This is a genomic window from Streptomyces sp. NPDC043996 (genome assembly GCF_056435225.1).
This window is the reverse complement of the sequence record NZ_JBWKEY010000004.1, coordinates 351,048-369,506: the sequence shown is the minus strand read 5'-3', so window position 1 is coordinate 369,506 and position 18,459 is coordinate 351,048. Positions and strand designations below refer to the sequence as shown.

The window sequence follows — 18,459 nt, the reverse complement described above, 5'->3', positions numbered from 1 at the left end:
CTGGGGGACGTGTGTTCTTCGCTGCGTTCAGTGGGGTCCAGGGCCGAGGAGGTCCAGCGTGAACCAGGTCCTGGTGCCCTTCTGGGTCCGGCCGCAGCCCCACGCGGAGGCCAGCGCCTCCACCAGGAGCAGGCCCCGGCCGTTCTCGGCGAGGTCGCCCACGCGGCGGTCGGCGACCGCGGGCACGCCCTCGCACCCGGAGTCGTCCACCGTGACGACGAGCGATCCGTGCGCCTGCCGGATGCTGACCTCGACCGTCTCCTCGACCATCTCCTCGGTCTGGGAGTCGGTCCGCGAGCCGGTCCGCGAGCCGGTGCGGGAGTCGTGCCGGGAGCCGGTCCAGGAGAGGCTTCGGAAGTCGGTCCGGGAGCGTGTCGGCGTCTGCTTGACGGCGTTGGACAGGAGTTCGCAGAAGAGGAGTTCCACGGTGTCCGCCTGGTCGCCCCACCCCCACTCGACCATGGAGCGGCGCACCCGGTGGCGGGCGCCGGGCACCGCGCTGACGGCGGCGGGCAGCCTGAGCCGCAGGGTCTGGAACTCCGTCGTCCGTCGCGGTGCACGCCCCGGCTGGTGGCCGCCGTCGGCGCGGGCGGTCTCGGCGTGGCGCTCGGCCTGGCGCTCGGACTGGTCAGGGGCGGTCGCCGAGGGCTCCGCGCCGTGCGGGTGCCGGGCCCGCCCGGTCTCGGCCCGCCCGGTCTCGGACCGGGTGCTGTGCACGGGCCTGGTCTGCACTGCCACGTTGCCGACGTGGTCGAAGAACGGAGTCATCTCTCTGCTTCCTCGGTTCCGCTGGGCGGAGCTGTGGGGGATCGCGCCTGTCGACATCCAGAGGACCGCGCGGATAAATAGGGGTTCAATGCGGGACGCCACCTAAACGCGCGGTGGACAGCCCGCGATGCGTGGCGGACAGCACGCATATCGGGGGCGCTCGCGCGTCGGACCGTTGGGCGCTGGGGGCGCGACGGCGTGTCCGGATTCGCTTCCGCGCGCCCGGAAACGGGTCGCATGACGACGGCCGGACTGGCTAAGCTGGACGTCTGGTTTGGTGGCGGGCGGGTGCGCCCGTGAACACCCTGCAGAGGACGAGAACCGGTGGTTCAGTCGGTGACTTCCGCGGACATCTCGGGGATGCGGAAAAATGGCTTCACTCTGGTCGGCCGCGAGCGGGAGCTCGAAGACCTCGTCACCTTCCTTCGAGGCCTGCCCTCCGTCGTCATGGTCGAGGGCGAGGCCGGATCAGGAAAATCACGGCTGGTGGGCGAGGCACAACAGCTTCTGACAGCTGCTGGTACGAAGGTGACGACGGGGCTGTGCCACCCGTTGCGCGAGCCCTTCCCCTACGGCCCCGTCCTCGAAGCCATCGGCAAGGCGGCTGAACACCTCCCGCCGGACTGCCTGCTGCCTCCCGAAACCGCGACGCTGGCCGCCTACCTACCGACCCTCGCCCCCCACCTCGACGACTCCCGGCAGCCCGCGTCGGCCATGCCCGAGCGCCTCCGACTCCTCCTCGGCATCCGGGCCGTACTGCGCGCGGTCGAACCGGTGGTCCTCGTCATCGAGGACATGCACTGGGCCGACGAGGCCACGCGCGAACTGCTGTTCCTCATCGCCCGCGAACCCCCGGGCGGGCTCGGCCTCGTCCTGACCTACCGCGCGGAGGACCTGCCGCCCACCGAACCGGTCCTGGGCAGCGCCTACCGGCGGCCGATCGGCGTGTCGGGCGGCGAGATCCAGCTCCAGGCGCTCAGCGCGCGCGAAGTCACCGCGCTGGCCTCCGGAGTCGTAGGGCGAGTGGCGGGCCACTCCCTGGGGCGGGTGCTCTTCCGGCGCAGCGCCGGACTTCCCCTAGTGGTCGAGGAGGACCTCCTCACGCTCCTTGACCGGCGCAAAAGAAGCACCTCGCAAGGCCTCGAACAGGAAATGGAGTTCCTGGGCAGGTCACCGGCGCCACGCTCCCTGAGGGAAGCCGTCCACGAGCGCCTCGCCGAACTGCCCGAGCCCGCCGCCCACCTGGTGGAGGCGGCGGCCGTCCTCGCGGTGCCCGCGGCACAGGACGTCCTCGCGGAAGTCGCGGGACTGGAAGCCGAACAGGCCACGGCCGCGCTCACCCAAGCCCTCCACCGCTCCCTGCTGCACGAGCCGGCACCCGCCACCTACGCCTTCCGCCACGTGCTCGCCCAACAAGCCGTGTACGGAGACCTGCCGGGCCCGAGACGGCTGCGCCTGCACCAGCGGGCCCACAGCGCCCTGCGCGGGCAGCGGCAGCCCGCGCTCGTCCAGATCGCCCACCACTCCAAAGCGGTCGGGGACAGACAGGCGTGGCTGCGCGAGGCGGAGGAGGCGGCCCGCGAAGCGGTCACCGTGGGCGACGACGGCATCGCCTCCCAGCTCCTGCACGGCATCCTCGGCGAGGAGGGGGTGCGGCCTGAGGTCCGCTCCCGCGTCGCGCTCGCGCTCTGCGACATCGCCCACAAGTTCACCCGGTTCGCCCACCATCTCGCCATCATGCGGCGGCTCGTGGACGACTCCACCCTCCCCGTCCAGACCCGCGGCCGGGTGCGGCTCACGCTCGCCGCGGTGCTCATGAACCACGCCGGTGACGTGGCCTCGTACCGCGAGCTGATGACGGCGTTGGAAGAACTCGAACCGTGGCCCTCGCTCGCCGCGTCCGGCATGCTCAGCGCGATCTACTACGAGCGGACCCAGACGCCCGCCGAGCTCGACCGCTGGGTGGGCCGGGCCGAGCGCGCCCTTGAGGGCTGTGCGGACGAGGAGCGGATCGCCGAACTCGAGAGCGCGAAGCTGCACTTGCTGTCGAGGAAGGGCCATGCCCGCCTCTGGGACCTGGTCGACGCCGTCCCGCGGTCCTCCGCACACCCCGAGACGCACCGGCAGCGCCTCATCGCCCTGTACAACGTCGGATCGAACGCGCTGAACCGGGGGGAGGACGCGCGTGCGGGGGCGCTGTTGCGCGAGGCGGCCCGTCTCACCGCCGACGGCGTCAACCCGTCCCTGGAGTGTTTCGCCCGGACCCAGCTGTTGCGCTTCGACTGGTTCGCGGGCGCGTGGTCCGGCCTCGAGGAGCGCCTCGACGAGCTGAACACGACCTGCCCCGACATGGCGATCGCGCAGCGGGAACAGGCCCTGATCGGCGGGAGCCTGGCGATCTGCAAGGGGCAGTGGGGCACGGCGATGGAGCACTTGGAGTTCGCCCGCCACGCGGGTGAGCGCATCGGCGGGACCGTGTGCGCCCTGCACTCCGCGGCCGCGACCGCCGAAGTCCACCTCGCCCGCGACGAACCGGACAAGGCATGGGCAGCGCTCGGCCCCGCGATCCGGCTGCTCCGGTCCTCCGGGATCTGGTACAAGCCGCTGGGGGTGATCCAGGCGGCGGCCCGCGCGGGCCTGGCCACCGGTCACCGCGAGGAGGCACAGCGCCTGGTGGAGGAGGCCCTGGAGGCGCGCGTCAGCCATGTCGCCCCGGCCGCGGACGCCGAACTCTGCGTCGCTCGCGGAGTCCTTGCCCAGGACACCGACCCCGAGGGCGCGGCGCAGTGGTTCCAGGACGCCCACGACAAGTGGACCACCATCGGCAGGCCCTACCCCGCGGCCCGGGCCGCGGAACTGCTCGCGTGGTGCCGCGGCGGTCCGGGCGCCCAGCTGGACGCCGCCGCTCTGGCCGGACCGCTCGACACCTACAGCAGGCTGGGCGCCACCGCCGACATCGCCCGCTGCCAGCGCGCCTTGCGCCAGGCGGGCGCCAAGCGCCCCGCGACACCGGGACGGCGTGGCTATGGAGAAGGCCTTTCGCCACGCGAGGCCGAAGTGGCCCGCCTGCTCGCCGAAGGCGCCAGCAACCGCGACATCGCCCAGGCGCTCTGCCTCTCGGTGCGCACGGTCGAGCACCACGTCGCCCGGACGCTGAAGAAGCTCCGCGTCGACCACCGCGCCGAGGTGTCCCGGGCCCTCGACGCCCGCCTCGGCGACGGCCCGTCCAGCTGAACACCGGTGGTCCAGCTCAGCGGGGCGCGGCGGACATGCGTGCACCCCTGCCGGAGCGTGCTCCGGCAGGGGCCGCGTCGGGGGACGCGTCGGCTACGCACGCGCGACGATCTTCTTGGCGTACCACTCGCCGTTGGTGAACGTGGCTTCCACCAGCGCGTAGACGCCGACGCGCATGGGGCCGTAGTACTCGGCCCCGTTCCGGAGGCTGAACCGCATCTGGCCCTGCGCGGTCGCGAGCTCCAGGTAGTCGTCCTTGAACGCGGTGATCTTGCCGAAGAACTTCGTGACCTCGGCCGCGTTCGCGGCCCGGTCGGCGGCCGGGGCGCTGATCGCCGTGACGGGCGTGTGCTTGGCCTCAGCCGCCTGCGCCGTCGAAGCGAAGGCGCCCACGACGCCGACAAGGCCGATGACGACGGACGCCGTCTTGACCATGAGATTCTGGAATCTGCTCATCACGCACTCCTTGATGTCGGTGCCTGGTATCCCGTGGAGGTAAATGAAGTACGGGACCCAGGCAGCTATTTGACACCTCGAAACATATCCTTACGCTCTTTTCGCGACTGAGTTTGTTTCACTTTTCTTGCGGCGGCTTGGGAATTGATTTCCCTGAAGGGTGGCTGGGAAAAGGAAACGCCCGGGTATCCGCTGGAGCGGATACCCGGGCGAGCGGCGAAGCCTTACCAGGTGACGATCACCTTGGCGGTGTAGACCCCGTCCTTGAGCGTGGCCGTGACGTCGGCCTGGGCGCCGACCGTCAGCTGGCCGACCCAGTAGGCGTCACCGGTGAGCAGCACGGTCAGGACCGTGCCACCCGTGGCGACCTTGACGTGGTCGGGCGTCACGGCCGTGAGCTTGCCCTGGAAGTGCACGTACTGCCCCTGGGCCGCGGTGCTTGACTCCGCGGAGCGCGCCGGTGCGGCCGCCTGCGCGGGACCCGCGACCGCGACGCCGACCGCGCCGATGAGAGCGGTGGAGCAAAGGATCCGGGCGATCCGGTGGGAGGTGTTCAGCATGGGCGTCCTTCTTTCTCTGTCTCATGGGAAGGGAATTACGGCGGGCTTGTGTTTTTCAGCCCTCGGTCAGGCTATTGGCTGCCCGATGCGATCGGTATTTCCTTTCCCTTTCCTTGCGTTGGCGCCTGGAAAGGGAGGCGAGCGAGCCCTCGGCTGATGAGGCAGCAGAGCAGCAGGACGACGAGCGGAAGCGTCATCGTGGTGCGCCAGGCGCTGAGGAACGCCTGCTGGAAGACGCTGTCGGCGAAGGCCGTGAAGGAGTCGCTCTCGGGCGCGGACAGACCGGCTGGAGCCGGTGGCCGCGCGAGGCTGTCGCCGGAGACGGACAGCAGGGAGTCGGTGAAGGGAGCGCGCAGCCGGGCGGGCAGGTCCCGCCCGGCGGCGCGGGTGTGCGCCGGAAGGTCGGCGGAGAGCCGCATGCGCAGCAGGGATCCGACGGCGACTCCGCCCAGCACGCCGCCGATCTGCCGGGCGGTGTTGAGGACGCCCGACGCGCCGGACGCCAGGGACGGGGCGACGCCGTGCAGGGCCAGGGTCGTCACGGGGGCGAGGGTGCAGCCGATGCCCGCGTCGGCGATCACCATCGGGGGCAGCAGCTGCCAGGCGTTCATGCCGGGACGGGCGCACAGCACGGTCAGGGCGAGCCCCACCGCGTAGACGAGGACGCCGACGGTGAGGAGCCGAGCGGTGCGCGCGCCCTGGCTCCACCGGCCCGCCACGATAGCGACGACACCGACGGTGAGGGCGGAGGGAGCGGTGACGACCGCGGCGGAGAACGGATCGTGCCCGAGGATGTTCTGCAGGTACAGCAGCAGCGGCAGGGCGGTGCCGATCACGGCGAAGTGGACACCGGCACCGACGACGGACGCCCCCACGAACGTGCGGCTGCGGTACAGCGCCCGCGGCACCAACGGCTGGCCCCGCGCGCGCCGTTGCTGCGCGACGAGGCCCGTCAGCAGCGCCGCCCCCACGCCCACCCAAAGGCCGGACACCGCCGACGCGGCGCCGCCCGGCCGCCCGTACCCCAAGAGCCCGTAGCAGCAGCAGGCCAGACCGGACGTGACGAGGAGGGTGCCGGTGACGTCCCAGCGATGCGGTACGCGCGGGCGGTGGTCCGGCACGAACACGGCCGCCAGGACGAAGGCGACGCCACCGACGGGCCCATGGGCCAAGAAGATCCACTCCCAGCCCGCAAGCGCGATCAGCCCTCCGCCGGCCAAGGGCCCCGCCACCGCGGACAGACCGATCACACCGCCCCAGACGCCGAACGCCGCGCCCCGCCGCCCCGGCGGGAACAGGACCGTGATGAACGCGCTCGTCTGCGGCGTCAGGAGCGCCGCGCCCACGCCCTGGACGACGCGCAGGGCGATCAGCTCGTGAATGCTGTCGGACGTCCCGCACCAGGCGGCCGCGAGCGTGAACACCGTGAGCCCGGCCAGGTACAGGCGCTTGGGGCCGAAGCGGTCACCAAGGCGTCCCGCCGTGATCAGCAGCGCCGCGTAGGTCAGGACGTAGGCGTTCACCACCCACAGCGCCTCACCGAGACCGGCGTCGAACTCGCTGATCATGACGGGGACGGCGGCGTTGACCATCGTCGTATCCATGATGACCGCGAAGAATCCGGTGCACAGGACGGCGAGGACCAGCCACGGCCGACGGGGAGACGCAGGGGACATGGGTGCTACGGCCCTTCATGGGTGCGCTGCCGCTGGAGTGGGGGTCATCGGGCGCTGTAGCCGCCGTCGACGACGAGTTCGGCGCCCGTGACGTAGGAGGCCGCGGGCGAGATGAGGAAGCCGACCGCGGCCGCGACCTCCTCCGGGCGGGCGGGGCGCCCCAGGGGCGTCTCGTCGATGGCCCGCTCCACGAAACGCGCCGGGGCGGTGCTGGTCATGGCGGTGGCGACCATGCCGGGGTAGACGGCGTTCACGCGGATGCCGCTGGCCGCGAGTTCCACGGCCGCGGCGGTCGTCATGGAACGTACGGCGCCTTTGGCCGCGTGGTAGGCGAACGAGGCGCCGGAGCCCACGAGCGCGTAGACCGACGCGACGTTGACGATCGCGCCGCCGCCCGCGGAGCGCAGGCACGGGGCGACGGCCTTCATGCCGAGGAACGTCCCTTGCTGGCAGACGCGGACCACGCGGGCCCACTCCTGCTCACTCGTGCCCTCCAGCGGCTGGTGCCCCAGCGCTCCGGCGTTGTTGACCAGCACGGTAAGGCGGCCGAAGCGGCGGCGCGCAAGGCGCGTGACCCGGGCCCACGACTCCGGTTCGGTGACGTCGAGGGCGCAGCCCAGCGCACGCCCCGCCCCGCCCGCGGCGTTGAGGTCGGCGGCGGCCCTCCGGCAGGCGTCGTCGTCCAGGTCCGTCACGAGGACCCCCATGCCGCGCGCGAGGAAGTGCGCGGTGACGGCCCGGCCGATGCCGCCCAGCGCGCCCGTGACCAGGGCCACCTGGCGGTCCGCCGTCATCGCCGGGCCGCCTTCGGGCCCGGCAGCCAGGCGAGCGCCGCGGCATGGCCCCTGGCGTGCGTCAAGGAGACCCGGGGGAGCGGCAGGCCCTCGCCGCGCAGGAGCCGCCCGGCGGCGCCGCCGAGCCGGAGCACGGGTCCGGCGCCGGACTCCCGGAGCACCTCCACCGCCCGGCAGGTCCGGGGATCGTCCGGCAGGCCCAGGAGCGTGGCGATGGCGAGCTTGGCGGCCTTCCGCGCCGCCAGATGCTCGTGCGCGCGCCGGAAGCCGAGGCTGAAGGAGATCTCGTCGGGGGTGAGCCAGTCCCGCCAGCACGCGGCGTCCGGAGCGGGAATCCGCGCCGGTGGGAGCAGCACGAGAGCGGGGGCCGCCATCACCGCACCGCCGTCGTCGCCGCGGCCGCCGGGCCGGTGTACGGCGCGAGGACGAGGGAGGCGTACGTGCCGCCCCAGTTGGCCGCCGTGACCAGACAGGCCCGGCCCGCGTCGGCCGTCGCCTGGAGGTACGGCAGGACGGGGCCGGGCGTGGCTGGCGGGCGGACCTCGGGGCTCCAGCCGTCGCGCACCGTCTCGACGGCACAGATCGCCGACAGCAGCGAGGTGGTGCTGTGCACATGCCCGACGTACGGGCTGAGATTGCTCAGCCTGACCTCTCCGGGCCTGAACACCCGGGTCACGGCGCCGACTTCGGCGGCGTCGATGGCCGCGGTGCCGCGCGCGTCCCCGTACACCGTGCCGATGGCCTCCGGGGCAAGGCCCGCGTGATCGAGGGCGCGGGTGAAGCTCTCGGCCCAGGCCTTCCCGGAGGGGTCGTTTCCGGCGACGCGGTAGGCGTCGGAGGTCACCGCGTGCCCCGTGACCTCGGCGAGGATCGTCGCCCCGCGCCGCAGGGCGTGCTCCAGGGACTCCACGACCAGGGCGGCGCCGCCCGCGCCGAGGACCGTGCCGTCGGCCGGGGTGGCGTAGGGGCGCAGGGTGTCGTCGGAGAGCAGGCCGAGGCGGTCGAAGCCGCGATGGAGCAGGGGAGTCAGTTCGTCGGCGCTGACCGCGAGCATGACGTCGGCCTCTCCGCGCCGCACGAGGTCGGCGGCGTAGGCCAGGCCGCTGAGGCCGGAGACGCATCCGGTGGCCAGGGTGGACAGCGGGCCGCGGATCTGCAGGGCGAGGCAGGCGTGCCCGGCCGCCGCGTTCATCACGGAGTTGGGGAAGAGGCGGGGGTTGACCCGGTGCGGGCCCACGGTGCCGATGGTCTCGCTGAGCTGGGCGACCGTCTGCATGGGACCGCTGAAGGTGCCGAAGATCATGCCGACGCGTTCGGCGTTCGCCTTGGTGATCCGCAGCCCGGCGTCGCGCACGGCGAGACGGCTCGCGGCGAGGGTGAGCAGGCCGATCTGGTCGAGGCGGCGCGCGTAGGCCGGGTCCACGTGGCGGCGGCACTCGGCGCTGTCGACCTCCGCGGCCCGGCGGGTGCCGGACAGGGACACATCGGTGCGGCGGGCGTCCCCGATCGCGCTGGTCCCCGCGCGCAGCGCGTCGAGGAAGGCCTCCCGGCCGCTGCCAAGGGCGGTGACGGGACCGGCTCCGGTGATGACTACGCGGTGGTCGGGCACGGCCGCGGGCGGCACCGGACGACGGCCGAGGACGAGGGAGCAGTTGTTGCCGCCGAAGGCGAAGGAATTGGAGACGACCACGTCAAGGGCGTGCGGGCGGGCGTGGTTGGCGACGATGTCGCGGGGGACGTCGGCGGGCCGCGCGACATTGACGGTGGGCGGCAGGATCCCGTCGCGCAGCGCCAGGACGCAGGTCGCCGCCTCCATGGCACCGGCGGCCCCCAGCATGTGGCCCACCTGGGACTTGGTGCTGCTCATGGGCACCGGCCGCGCGGGCGAGAAGAGGTCCGTCACCGCCTTGGTCTCGGCCTTGTCGTTGGTCGGGGTGCCCGTTCCGTGGCCGTTGACGTAGTCGACGTCCTCGGGGGCGAGCGAGGCTTGGGCGAGGCTGCGGCGCATGGCCCGGTAGGCGCCGTTGCCGGCCGGGTCGGGGGCCGTGGCGTGATAGCCGTCGCTGGTCGTCGCGTAGCCGAGGACATAGCCGAGGGTGGGGGCCCGGCGGCCGCGGGCGAGGGACTCCGCCTCCAGGACGAGGAAGGCGGCGCCCTCGCCGAGACTGGTGCCGGTGCTGCGCGAGTAGGGCGCGCAGGGCTCGGTGTCCAGGGCGTTGAGGCTGTCGAACCCGGCGAGCGAGAGGATGTCGAGCACGTCCACGCCACCGGCGATCATGACGTCCGCGCGGCCCTCGCGGATCGCGTCCACCGCGTACCCGATGGAGTTGGATCCGGCCGCGCAGGCGTTGGAGAGCACCACCTTGGGGCCCCGCAGCTGGAAGGCCACGCTGATCGCGTCCGCCGAGGTGTACAGCGGATAGCTGGTCAGGCGGTGCCGCCCGCCCGCTGCGGGACCGCCCTTGAGGATGTCCCAGTGGAAGCGCTCCCCGTGCTCCAGGCCCCCCACGGAGGTGCCGACGGCCACCCCAACGCGGTAGGAGTCGTAGTCGGGCAGGCGTAGGCCCGCGCCCGCGACGGCCTCGGACACGGCGGCGAGGGCGAGGCGGGTCGCGCGGTCGGGCCGGATGCCGGTGCGCCGCACGTCGGCGGGCACCGAGCGCACCTCGCCCGCGTAGCGGCAGCTGAGCGTGGACACATCGAGGCGCTCGGCCTTGCCGATGCCGCTGGCGCCGCTCCGCACGGCCTGCCAGACCTGTTCCGCGCCGGTGCCGAGCGCGCAGCTGATGCCGATTCCGGTGACGGCGACACTCTCTTGGCGCCGTTGGCTGGTGCTCATGTTCTCTCCTGTTCGCTGCTGCCACTGCCGTGGCCGGGGTGGGCCGCGTGCTGAGCGGCTCAGTCGAGGGGGACGCCGAGGCTGGTGGCGGTCAGGAAGGGCGCGGAGATGGTGCGCACCACCGCCGAGCTGCCTTCGAGGCGGAACTCCTGGCCCGACGCGGCCACGCCGTGGTCGACGGCGGCGGTGCCGATGAAGCGGCCGAGCTGGGGGGACCACACGCAGTGCGTGACGGTGCCCACGACGGCGTCCTCGACCGCGACGGCGGTGCCCCGGCCGGGCGCCGCCTCCAGGCCCGGTTCGGCGGTCCAGCACACGGGCGAGCGGTGCGGGCGCGGGCCGCGCTCGCCCAGGGCCTGGCGTCCCACGTGGTCGAGGTCGGGGTCGAGCATCCACTGCAGGCCCACGTCGAAGGGGGTCACCGGGCCGCCGGTGTGCTCGCTCTCGTGGCTGGCGAAGCGGACTTCCATGCGGCAGACGTCGACCGCTTCCCTGCCGCACTCCACCGCGCCGTGCGCGACGAGCTCCGCGCGCAGCGCCGCCGCGTCCTCGGCGGGGACGAGGAACTTGTAGCCGTACTCGCCGGTGACGCCGGTCCGCGAGAGCGTCACCGGCTTCCCGTTCCATTCGACGCCGACGCAGCTGCGGTAGGACAGCGAGGCGACGGGGAAGTCGAGATACCGCTGCGCGATCTTGAAGGAGGCGGGGCCTTCGACGGCGAGGACCGTGAGCCGCGCGCTGATGTCCTCGACGGTGACACCGGGCCGGTCGGCGGCGGCCTTGAGCAGGTGGGCGATGGCGGCGGGGGCCTGGTCCGGCCAGACCTCCAGGAGGTAGTCGGTGCCGTGGCAGTAAATGAGCGCCTCGGCGACGATGGTGCCGTCTTCGCGCAGCAGCAGCGAGGAGGTGCTCTGCCCCTCCAGGAGGAAGTCGACGCCGCGCGTCCCGACCCGTCCCAGGTAGGCCGTCGCCTCGGGCCCGGCGACGGTCAGCAGGCCCGCGCCGTCGTAGTCGACGAGTCCGGCGCCCTGGCGCAGGGCCGTGTACTCCTCAGCGGTGGTGGTGCGGTGAGTGGTCATGGTTCGTCTCCAAAGGTGGCTCGGTGGACGCTGTCGGTACGGAAGCAAGCGGGGCCCGGAGGCCGGGGCCGCGGGAGGGCGTGGTGTGGCGGCCGGGCGTCGGGAGGGTGCCGGGAGGGCGTGGTGCGGCGGCTGGGCGTCGGGAGGTGCCGGGAGGGCGTGGCGCGGTGGCCGGGCGTCGCGGCGTGTCAGGGGGCGAGTTCGGTGACGGCCAGGCGGGCGGTCATCACCAGGTCGCGGCCCACCGCGGCCTGGCCGGTGACCGAGATCAGGCCGCCGAGCCGGGGGCCGCTGTGCGCGCGCACGGTGACCTGGTCTCCGGGGAGCACGGGCTTGAGGAACTTGGCCTGGCGGATCTCGGCGAGGTAGCCGACCCGGTCGGCGACATCCGCCACCAGGCCGCCCGTCGTGGAGCGGGCGGCGGCGCTGCCGTAGATGACCGCGGCCAGTTGTGCCACGCACTCGACGAGGAGGACTCCCGGATAGAGCATGCGGCCGGGGAAGTGACCGGCGAGGACGGCGTCGGAGGCGGTGACGTTCTTGATGGCCTCCGCGCTCGTGCCGGGTTCGAGCGCCGTGACGCGGTCGAGGAGGAAGAAGGGGTAGCGGTGCGGCAGCAGCCGGGCGATGTCGTCGGCGCTGAGCACCGCGTCTGTGGGCGCCGAGGAGGGCGGTGTGCTCATGCGCGGGCGCCTTCGATGTGGTCGACCAGGCGGTTCAGCGACAGGAGGCTGTGGGTGTCGTCGTCGGTGACGGTCACGCCGAAGGTGTCCTCCACCGCCATGGCCAGCTCCAGGGTGTCGATGGAGTCGAGCTCCAGGCCGCGGCCGAACAAGGGCTGGTCGTCGCCGATGGTGTGCGGGTCGACGTTCAGGGCGAGGCGTTCGACCAGCAGCTTCTTCACCCGCGTGCACAGTTCCTGCCGGGCCGCGGCTCGGCGGGTGGCCTCGTCGAGTGTCATCACCATGGTGTTCTCCTTCAAAGGGGGTGAGTGAGGGGGTGGGGCGCGCGGCGGGAGCCGTCGCGCGGGGGCGGCCGATGGGGCCGCCGCTAGCAGATGAGGCCGCCGTCGACGACGAGGGAGGCCCCGGTGACGTAGGCGGCGGCGTCACCGAGCAGGAACCGCACGGCGGACGCGACCTCCTGGGGCCGCCCGATGCGGCCGAGCGGCACGTGCCCCAGGTTCTCCGCGAGCCGGTCCGAGGGGATCTGCCGGGTCATCGACGTGTCGATGAAGCCGGGCACCACGCAGTTCACGCGGATGCCGTAGGGGCCGAGTTCCTTGGCGAGCGCCTGTGTCAGCGCCACGGTTCCGGCCTTGGCCGCCGCGTAGTTGGCCTGGCCCACCGGGGGGCGTACGGCGCTCGTCGAGCTCACGGTGACGATGGAGCCCGCGCGGCGCCGCGTCATGAGGCGGGCCGCCGCGCGCGTGCACAGGAACGCGCCCGTGAGGTTGGTGTCGATGACCTTGCGCCACTTGGCCTCGCCCATCATGAGGGCGTAGCCGTCCTGGGTGATCCCGGCGTTGCTGACGAAGGCGTCGAGGCGGTCGTGTTCGCTGCGGATGGTACGGAACATGTTCTCGACGGCGGCCGCGTCGGCGATGTCGGCCTGGACGAGCCGGGCCTCGGGCTGTATCGCCTGGACCTGGGCCAGCGCCTCCTGCGCCTGTTCGGGCTTCCCCCGGTGGTTCATCAGGACCGTGGCCCCGTCGCGGGCCAGCTCCAGCGCCACCGCCAGGCCGATGCCCCGGGTGGCCCCGGTGACCAGGGCGACGCGTCCTTGAAGTTCGCTCACGTCACTGTTCCTTGCTCGAGGGGGGACGCGGCCCGCGGCGGGCTCACCGGGCCGGGCGGCGCGGGAGCGTGCCGCGGCGCGTCCGCGGTCGTCAGGTGGCGTGCCGTGCGGGCCATCTCGCGGGCGAGGCCGCTCAGTACGCGCCCCGGGCCCGCTTCGACATAGGTGTCCGTGCCGAACGCGGCCAGGGTGCGCATCACGTCCCGCCAGCGCACGGGGGAGATGACCTGCGCCCGCAGGTCCTCGCGGTAGGCCTCGACGTCGGTGACCCGCAGGCCGGTGGCGCTGGACACGAACGGCACGGTGGGCGGGGCGAGCGCCACGTCGGCGAGGTGCTCGGTGAGGCGTTGGTGGGCGCTGTTCATCAGCGGCGAGTGGTAGGCGCCGCCGACGGGCAGCACGCGGGCCCGCAGCGCACCGGCGGCGCTCGCGGCGGCGGCGACGTCCGCGACCGCGGCCCGGCTTCCCGCCACCACGGTCTGGCGCGGTGAGTTCCAGTTGGCCACGACCGCGACCTCGTCGCCGACCGAGGCGGCGCGGCAGAGGCCGCGCACCGCTTGCGGTGCCAGGCCGACGATCGCGGCCATGCCGCCCGGGCGGGCGGCGGCCGCGTCCGCCATCGCCCGGCCCCGGCGGGCGACCAGCGACAGCGCGGTGTCCTGGTCGAGACATCCGCACGCCACCAGGGCGGTGTACTCGCCCAGGCTGTGCCCGGCGACCACGTCAGGCCGCCAGCCTTGGCGCCGCAGCTGTTCCAGGGCGGCCAGGGACCAAGTGAAGACGAGGACTTGGGCGATTTCGGGGTCGGCGAGCGCCGCGGCGTCGGCGCGCCTCATCAGTGCGCGTACGGGCAGTCCGGTGACGTCCTCGGCGCGGCGCCCCAAGGCGTCGGCCCAGGGCCCCCACCGCTCCATCTCGTAGCCCATGCCGGGGAACTGGCTGCCCTGCCCGGGAAAGACGAAGGCGACGGTCGGGCTCATGGGCGTGGCCCCGCGTCCTGAGCCGCCGCCCATGCGAGGGCCATACCGGACCCCAGGGGCGTCGACGCCCCGACGACGTCGAGGCGTTCGGCCTCGGCCCAGTCGCTCAGAGGGCCGCTGAGGCGTACGTTCCAGGGCCTCTCGTGGTGGCCGCCGACGGGGATCTCCACCTGGATGTCCGCGAGGCGCGCCGTCGCGGGCAGGCCGCCCACCGCCTTGACGACGCTTTCCTTCACGCCGAAGCAGTGCCCGAGGATCTCCACGAAGGTCCGGTCAGGGGTGGCGAGTTGCCGCGCGGTGTGCCGTTCGCGCGGGGTGAAGTACCGCCGCGCCAAGCTCTCGCCGGAACGTGTGAGGGCGAGCTCCCAGCGGCGCAGATCCACCAGGTCCACACCCGCTGAGCAAAGGGGCGCCGGGATGGTCCCGGCCTCGTCAGGAATTCTCATGGGTTGGTCTCCGCCCGTACTGAAGAGAGGCGAGTTCGGAGAAGGAATAGGTCCCCGTGCGGGCGAATTCAATGCGAAGGGAATTCAAAGCGAAGGAATTCAAAGCGCCGCGGGGAAACTCCTCCAGGCGGCATGAAGCTAAAGTCCGCGGCGAGCGCCTGTCAATCAGCGCGTCAGCTGCCCGTCAGATTCCGGGAATGGGCGGGCGGCCGCTGAAAGATTCACACAAGCCCTGAAAGGAACGGGACACGTTCGCTGCCCGCGCCGTCCTCCTGGGCTTGTCTGGCAGCGGACACAGCAGCCGCTGACCGCTGCGCCACGGGCCAGCGGCCCGGCAGCGCCTCAGGAGCAGCGCCTCAAGAGAGGACCGAGGAACCCATGCCACGTCTCGTGCAGTCGGCCACCCACCTCATGCGCGACGTCAGCGTAGAGGCCACAGCCCGTGTCCGCTGGGGGGAGTGCGACCTCCAGGGGCACGCCTACTACGCCAGTTACATCCCCTGGTTCGACCTCGGGCGGGAGAAGTTCGCCCTGGACGTGGGCGCCGACTACCGCAAGTACCAGATCGCGACCACCGATCTGTACGTCCGCTACCACCAGCCCGCCAAGTACCTCGACGAGCTCGTGGTCAGGACGTGGGCGGCCGCGCCCGGCACGCTCACCTACTACTACGAGATCTACCGCAAGCCGGGCGGCCAGCTCGTCGCGGAGGCGCGCACCATCCACGCGTTCGTCGACGCGGAGCGCGGTGTGCTGACCAAAATCCCCGACGACATGCATCACGCCTTCGTGGAATTCCTGGAGAACTACCGGAAGCGCAAGAGGAACCCGGTCCCTGACAAGGCGGCGGATTCGAGCATCCGGGCCGGCAGGGAACATTCCGCGGGTTCACCCCGAAAGTCTGGAGAGACGTCATGAAGGACGGAGCGCTCGACCGCCTGCGCGGACAACTCCTTGGAGAGGTGGTGGGACCGGGGGACGCCGGTTACGACACGGTGCGCCAGGTCTACAACGCCATGATCGACAAGCGTCCCGCGGTCATCGCCCGGTGCCTGGGGACCGCGGACGTCGTCACGGCGGTGCGCTTCGCCCGCGAGGAGGGACTGCTGATCGCGGTGCGGGGCGGCGGGCACAGCGTCGCGGGACACGGGATGTGCGACGACGGGCTCGTCATCGACCTGTCCCTGATGCGGGGCGTGCACGTCGACCCCGAACGCCGCACCGCGCGCATCCAGGGCGGGGCGCTCCTTGGGGACGTGGACCGGGAGACGCAGCTGCACGGCCTGGCGATCCCGACGGGGCAGATGTCGGAGACCGGCATCGCCGGGCTCACCCTCAACGGCGGGGTGGGCATGATGCTCCACAAATACGGGCTGACCTGCGACAACCTCCTGTCCGCCGATGTGGTCACCGTGGCTGGCGAGCTGGTGACCGCCAGCGCCGACCGCCACGAGGAACTCTTCTGGGCGCTGCGCGGCGGCGGCGGCAACTTCGGCGTGGTCACGTCCTTCGAGTTCCAGGCACACCCGGTCGGGCCGATGATGCTCGCCGGTTTCCTCGCCCACCCCGTCGAACGGGCCGAGGAAGTCCTCACGTTCCTGCGGGACTTCAGCGCCACCAGCCCCGCGCACCTGAGCGCGGACGCGCTGTTCATCCACGCCCCCGAGGCGGACTTCGTGCCCGAGGAGTTCCAGGGCATGCCCATGGTGGCCCTGTTCGTGCGCTACTTCGGCCCCATGGACGACGCCTGGGAGACCGTGCGGCCCCTGCGGGACTTCGGCAGCCCGCTGTACGACAGCGTCGGACCGATGCCCTTGGTGGCCGTGCAGTCGATGCTCGACGCCTTCACCCCGGCGGGCAACCTGCACTACTGGACCAGCGAGTTCCTGCCCGGCCTCGGCGCGGAGCAGATCGCGGCCGTCGCGGCCATCGGCGCCGACCTGCCGTCGTCGCACACCACCATCAACGTCCACCCCTTCGACACGGCGGCCACGGCCGTCGCCGCGGACGCCACCGCGTTCGCGCATCGCGAGGACAGCTGGCTGATCCATGTGATCTGCCAGTGGAAGGACCCCGCCGACTCCGACCGCTGCCGGGCCTGGGTGAAGAAGGCGAGCGCCCAGCTCAAGGCCTTCGGCCACGGCAACACCTACCTCAACACCACGTCCGAGGACGACGAGACGGACCGCGTCCGCGCCTTCTGGGACGAGCCGCGCCTGGCGAGGCTGGCCCGCGTCAAGGCGGCGTACGACCCGGACAACGTGCTGCGCTTCAACCACAACATCACCCCGGCCCCGCCACGGACCACCCGATGAACCGCCATCGCCGCGCCCCACGGCACGGCCGCCCCCTCCACGTCGTGATCATCGGGGCGGGGATCAGCGGCCTCGGCCTGGGCATGGCCCTCACACGGGCGGGCCACCACGACTTCACGATCCTCGAACGGGCCGACGACATCGGCGGGGTGTGGCGCGACAACACCTACCCCGGCGCCGCCTGCGACATACCGGCCCCCCTGTACTCCTACTCGTTCGCGCCGCACGTCTGGTCGCAGCGCTACGCCGGACAAGGGGAGATCCTGGAGTACCTGCGCGCGTGCGCGGACACCCACCACCTGCACGACCATCTGCGCCTGGGAACCGAGGTCCGCTCGGCCCGCTTCGACGAGGACACCCGTCGCTGGCTGCTGCGCACCCAGAGCGGCGACACCTACGAGGCGGACGTCCTCGTGCCCGCCTGCGGCCAGCTGAGCCAGCCCGTCTCGCCCAAACTGCCCGGCGCGGAACACTTCACGGGACGTATCTTCCACTCGGCGCGCTGGGACCACGGCCTGGACCTGGCCGACCGCAGAGTCGCGGTGATCGGGACCGGCGCCAGCGCCCTGCAGATCGTGCCCGAGGTCGCGAAGCGGGCGGCGCACCTCACGGTGTTCCAGCGCTCCGCCCCCTACGTGGTGCCCCGCTGGCAACGCGCCTACCGCCCCGCCACCGGACCCCTCGGCCGGATCGGCGCCAAGGCGGCACGGCTCGGCTGGTGGCTGTTCAACGAGCTGACCGTGCCGGGCCTGACCCGGCGCGCCCGCGTCCGCGGATTCACCGCCTACGGCTGCGCGGCCCAACTGCGCAGACAGGTCCACGACCCGGCGCTGCGCGAGCGCCTCACCCCGCGCGACGAGGTGGGATGCAAGAGGATCGGGATCTCCAGCGACTACTACCCCGTCTTCAACGAACCCCACGTCGAACTGGTCACCGACCCCGTCGCGGAGCTCACCGAGAAGGCGATCCGCACCCACACCGGCAGCGAGCACCCGGTCGACGTCATCATCCAGGCCACCGGCTTCGCGGCCACTCAGTTCCTCGCGTCGCTGCACATCACCGGCCGCCACGGCCGTGCCCTTGCCGACCACTGGCGAGACGGCGCCCGCGCCTACCTCGGGATGACGGTGCCCGGCTTCCCCAACCTGTTCGTCCTGTACGGACCGCACACGAACGTCGGCGCCGGGTCGGTCGTCCACATGGTCGAGAGCCAGATCCGCTACGTCCTGGACGCGCTGCGCGTCATCGGCCGCGGCACGCGCCCCCTGCTCGACGTGCGCCCGGACGCCGAGGCCGCGTTCACCGGCGAGATGCGCCACCGCCTGCGCTCCACCGTCTGGTCGGCCTGCCGCAACTGGTACCGCGGGAACAACGCGTCCGTCACCACCAACTGGCCCGGCCAGACGGCGGAGTACCGCCGCCGCACCCGCCGCGTGAACCTGGCCCACTACCAGCCCCGCGGCCCCGCGGACCACCCGCGCGCATGAGCCCGCTCGCGCCCCCTCTGAGGTCACC

The 18,459-nt window shown here is 72.5% G+C and carries 17 protein-coding genes; 4 read left to right on the top strand and 13 right to left on the bottom strand.

Going from position 1 to position 18,459, the window contains the following annotated elements:
- Positions 1-27: 27 nt before the first annotated feature.
- On the bottom strand, positions 28-768 hold the full coding sequence (locus AC07A4_RS12470; protein ID WP_478596643.1) for an ATP-binding protein: 741 nt from the start codon (positions 766-768) through the stop codon (positions 28-30).
- Positions 769-1,128: 360 nt separating this feature from the next.
- Between AC07A4_RS12470 and AC07A4_RS12465 the strand changes: the two genes are divergently transcribed.
- Positions 1,129-4,002, top strand: a complete 2,874-nt coding sequence (locus AC07A4_RS12465; RefSeq protein ID WP_478596641.1) for an ATP-binding protein — start codon at positions 1,129-1,131, stop codon at positions 4,000-4,002.
- 93 nt (positions 4,003-4,095) lie between these two features.
- Here AC07A4_RS12465 and AC07A4_RS12460 read toward each other — a convergent pair whose 3' ends face one another.
- The 12 genes from AC07A4_RS12460 to AC07A4_RS12405 all read right to left on the bottom strand — a co-directional run bounded on the left by AC07A4_RS12460 (position 4,096) and on the right by AC07A4_RS12405 (position 14,629).
- Positions 4,096-4,458: a hypothetical protein gene (locus AC07A4_RS12460; protein WP_478596639.1), complete on the bottom strand. Its 363-nt coding sequence runs from the start codon at positions 4,456-4,458 to the stop codon at positions 4,096-4,098.
- 224 nt (positions 4,459-4,682) lie between these two features.
- Complete coding sequence (locus AC07A4_RS12455; RefSeq protein ID WP_478596637.1) at positions 4,683-5,018, bottom strand: hypothetical protein; 336 nt, start codon at positions 5,016-5,018, stop codon at positions 4,683-4,685.
- A 71-nt stretch (positions 5,019-5,089) separates the two neighbouring features.
- Positions 5,090-6,694 carry a DHA2 family efflux MFS transporter permease subunit gene (locus AC07A4_RS12450; RefSeq protein WP_478596634.1) on the bottom strand — a complete coding sequence of 535 codons (1,605 nt, stop codon included), beginning with the start codon at positions 6,692-6,694 and terminating at the stop codon, positions 5,090-5,092.
- A 44-nt stretch (positions 6,695-6,738) separates the two neighbouring features.
- Positions 6,739-7,488 (bottom strand): SDR family NAD(P)-dependent oxidoreductase, encoded by a 750-nt coding sequence (locus tag AC07A4_RS12445; RefSeq protein ID WP_478596631.1) that lies wholly within the window; start codon positions 7,486-7,488, stop codon positions 6,739-6,741.
- Positions 7,485-7,862: a holo-ACP synthase gene (locus tag AC07A4_RS12440; protein WP_478596629.1), complete on the bottom strand. Its 378-nt coding sequence runs from the start codon at positions 7,860-7,862 to the stop codon at positions 7,485-7,487. Before AC07A4_RS12440 ends, AC07A4_RS12445 begins: the two co-directional genes overlap by 4 nt.
- Positions 7,862-10,327 (bottom strand): beta-ketoacyl-[acyl-carrier-protein] synthase family protein, encoded by a 2,466-nt coding sequence (locus AC07A4_RS12435; RefSeq protein ID WP_478596626.1) that lies wholly within the window; start codon positions 10,325-10,327, stop codon positions 7,862-7,864. Before AC07A4_RS12435 ends, AC07A4_RS12440 begins: the two co-directional genes overlap by 1 nt.
- 59 nt (positions 10,328-10,386) lie before the next feature.
- On the bottom strand, positions 10,387-11,406 hold the full coding sequence (locus tag AC07A4_RS12430; protein WP_478596625.1) for a glycine cleavage T C-terminal barrel domain-containing protein: 1,020 nt from the start codon (positions 11,404-11,406) through the stop codon (positions 10,387-10,389).
- Positions 11,407-11,594: 188 nt separating this feature from the next.
- Positions 11,595-12,089: a 3-hydroxyacyl-ACP dehydratase FabZ gene (fabZ, locus tag AC07A4_RS12425; protein WP_478596623.1), complete on the bottom strand. Its 495-nt coding sequence runs from the start codon at positions 12,087-12,089 to the stop codon at positions 11,595-11,597.
- The gene (locus AC07A4_RS12420) at positions 12,086-12,373 is read right to left on the bottom strand and encodes an acyl carrier protein (RefSeq protein ID WP_478596621.1); all 288 of its coding nucleotides are present in this window, start codon (positions 12,371-12,373) and stop codon (positions 12,086-12,088) included. The genes fabZ and AC07A4_RS12420 overlap by 4 nt, the downstream gene beginning before the upstream one ends.
- A gap of 83 nt (positions 12,374-12,456) precedes the next feature.
- Positions 12,457-13,203, bottom strand: a complete 747-nt coding sequence (locus AC07A4_RS12415) for a 3-oxoacyl-ACP reductase family protein (protein ID WP_478596618.1) — start codon at positions 13,201-13,203, stop codon at positions 12,457-12,459.
- Complete coding sequence (locus tag AC07A4_RS12410; protein WP_478596615.1) at positions 13,200-14,183, bottom strand: ACP S-malonyltransferase; 984 nt, start codon at positions 14,181-14,183, stop codon at positions 13,200-13,202. The genes AC07A4_RS12415 and AC07A4_RS12410 overlap by 4 nt, the downstream gene beginning before the upstream one ends.
- Positions 14,180-14,629 carry a holo-ACP synthase gene (locus AC07A4_RS12405; protein ID WP_478596613.1) on the bottom strand — a complete coding sequence of 150 codons (450 nt, stop codon included), beginning with the start codon at positions 14,627-14,629 and terminating at the stop codon, positions 14,180-14,182. Before AC07A4_RS12405 ends, AC07A4_RS12410 begins: the two co-directional genes overlap by 4 nt.
- 378 nt (positions 14,630-15,007) lie before the next feature.
- On the opposite strand from AC07A4_RS12405, the gene AC07A4_RS12400 reads away from it, so the two are divergent.
- From AC07A4_RS12400 to AC07A4_RS12390, 3 genes are read left to right on the top strand one after another with little or no spacing between them, the layout of a single operon-like run.
- The gene (locus AC07A4_RS12400) at positions 15,008-15,547 is read left to right on the top strand and encodes an acyl-CoA thioesterase (RefSeq protein ID WP_478596612.1); all 540 of its coding nucleotides are present in this window, start codon (positions 15,008-15,010) and stop codon (positions 15,545-15,547) included.
- Positions 15,544-16,944 carry an FAD-binding oxidoreductase gene (locus tag AC07A4_RS12395; protein WP_478596609.1) on the top strand — a complete coding sequence of 467 codons (1,401 nt, stop codon included), beginning with the start codon at positions 15,544-15,546 and terminating at the stop codon, positions 16,942-16,944. The genes AC07A4_RS12400 and AC07A4_RS12395 overlap by 4 nt, the downstream gene beginning before the upstream one ends.
- Positions 16,941-18,431 carry a flavin-containing monooxygenase gene (locus AC07A4_RS12390; RefSeq protein ID WP_478596606.1) on the top strand — a complete coding sequence of 497 codons (1,491 nt, stop codon included), beginning with the start codon at positions 16,941-16,943 and terminating at the stop codon, positions 18,429-18,431. Before AC07A4_RS12395 ends, AC07A4_RS12390 begins: the two co-directional genes overlap by 4 nt.
- Positions 18,432-18,459: the final 28 nt, after the last annotated feature.

What these genes read in the sequence shown, in the direction of transcription:
- fabZ (WP_478596623.1), bottom strand. Translation starts at nt 12,089, where the DNA reads ATGAGCACACCGCCCTCCTCGGCGCCCACAGACGCGGTGCTCAGCGCC.
- AC07A4_RS12455 (WP_478596637.1), bottom strand. Translation starts at nt 5,018, where the DNA reads ATGCTGAACACCTCCCACCGGATCGCCCGGATCCTTTGCTCCACCGCT.
- AC07A4_RS12435 (WP_478596626.1), bottom strand. Translation starts at nt 10,327, where the DNA reads ATGAGCACCAGCCAACGGCGCCAAGAGAGTGTCGCCGTCACCGGAATC.
- AC07A4_RS12470 (WP_478596643.1), bottom strand. Translation starts at nt 768, where the DNA reads ATGACTCCGTTCTTCGACCACGTCGGCAACGTGGCAGTGCAGACCAGG.
- AC07A4_RS12460 (WP_478596639.1), bottom strand. Translation starts at nt 4,458, where the DNA reads ATGAGCAGATTCCAGAATCTCATGGTCAAGACGGCGTCCGTCGTCATC.
- AC07A4_RS12430 (WP_478596625.1), bottom strand. Translation starts at nt 11,406, where the DNA reads ATGACCACTCACCGCACCACCACCGCTGAGGAGTACACGGCCCTGCGC.
- AC07A4_RS12410 (WP_478596615.1), bottom strand. Translation starts at nt 14,183, where the DNA reads ATGAGCCCGACCGTCGCCTTCGTCTTTCCCGGGCAGGGCAGCCAGTTC.
- AC07A4_RS12400 (WP_478596612.1), top strand. Translation starts at nt 15,008, where the DNA reads ATGCCACGTCTCGTGCAGTCGGCCACCCACCTCATGCGCGACGTCAGC.
- AC07A4_RS12450 (WP_478596634.1), bottom strand. Translation starts at nt 6,694, where the DNA reads ATGTCCCCTGCGTCTCCCCGTCGGCCGTGGCTGGTCCTCGCCGTCCTG.
- AC07A4_RS12390 (WP_478596606.1), top strand. Translation starts at nt 16,941, where the DNA reads ATGAACCGCCATCGCCGCGCCCCACGGCACGGCCGCCCCCTCCACGTC.
- AC07A4_RS12405 (WP_478596613.1), bottom strand. Translation starts at nt 14,629, where the DNA reads ATGAGAATTCCTGACGAGGCCGGGACCATCCCGGCGCCCCTTTGCTCA.
- AC07A4_RS12465 (WP_478596641.1), top strand. Translation starts at nt 1,129, where the DNA reads ATGCGGAAAAATGGCTTCACTCTGGTCGGCCGCGAGCGGGAGCTCGAA.
- AC07A4_RS12395 (WP_478596609.1), top strand. Translation starts at nt 15,544, where the DNA reads ATGAAGGACGGAGCGCTCGACCGCCTGCGCGGACAACTCCTTGGAGAG.
- AC07A4_RS12445 (WP_478596631.1), bottom strand. Translation starts at nt 7,488, where the DNA reads ATGACGGCGGACCGCCAGGTGGCCCTGGTCACGGGCGCGCTGGGCGGC.
- AC07A4_RS12420 (WP_478596621.1), bottom strand. Translation starts at nt 12,373, where the DNA reads ATGGTGATGACACTCGACGAGGCCACCCGCCGAGCCGCGGCCCGGCAG.
- AC07A4_RS12440 (WP_478596629.1), bottom strand. Translation starts at nt 7,862, where the DNA reads ATGGCGGCCCCCGCTCTCGTGCTGCTCCCACCGGCGCGGATTCCCGCT.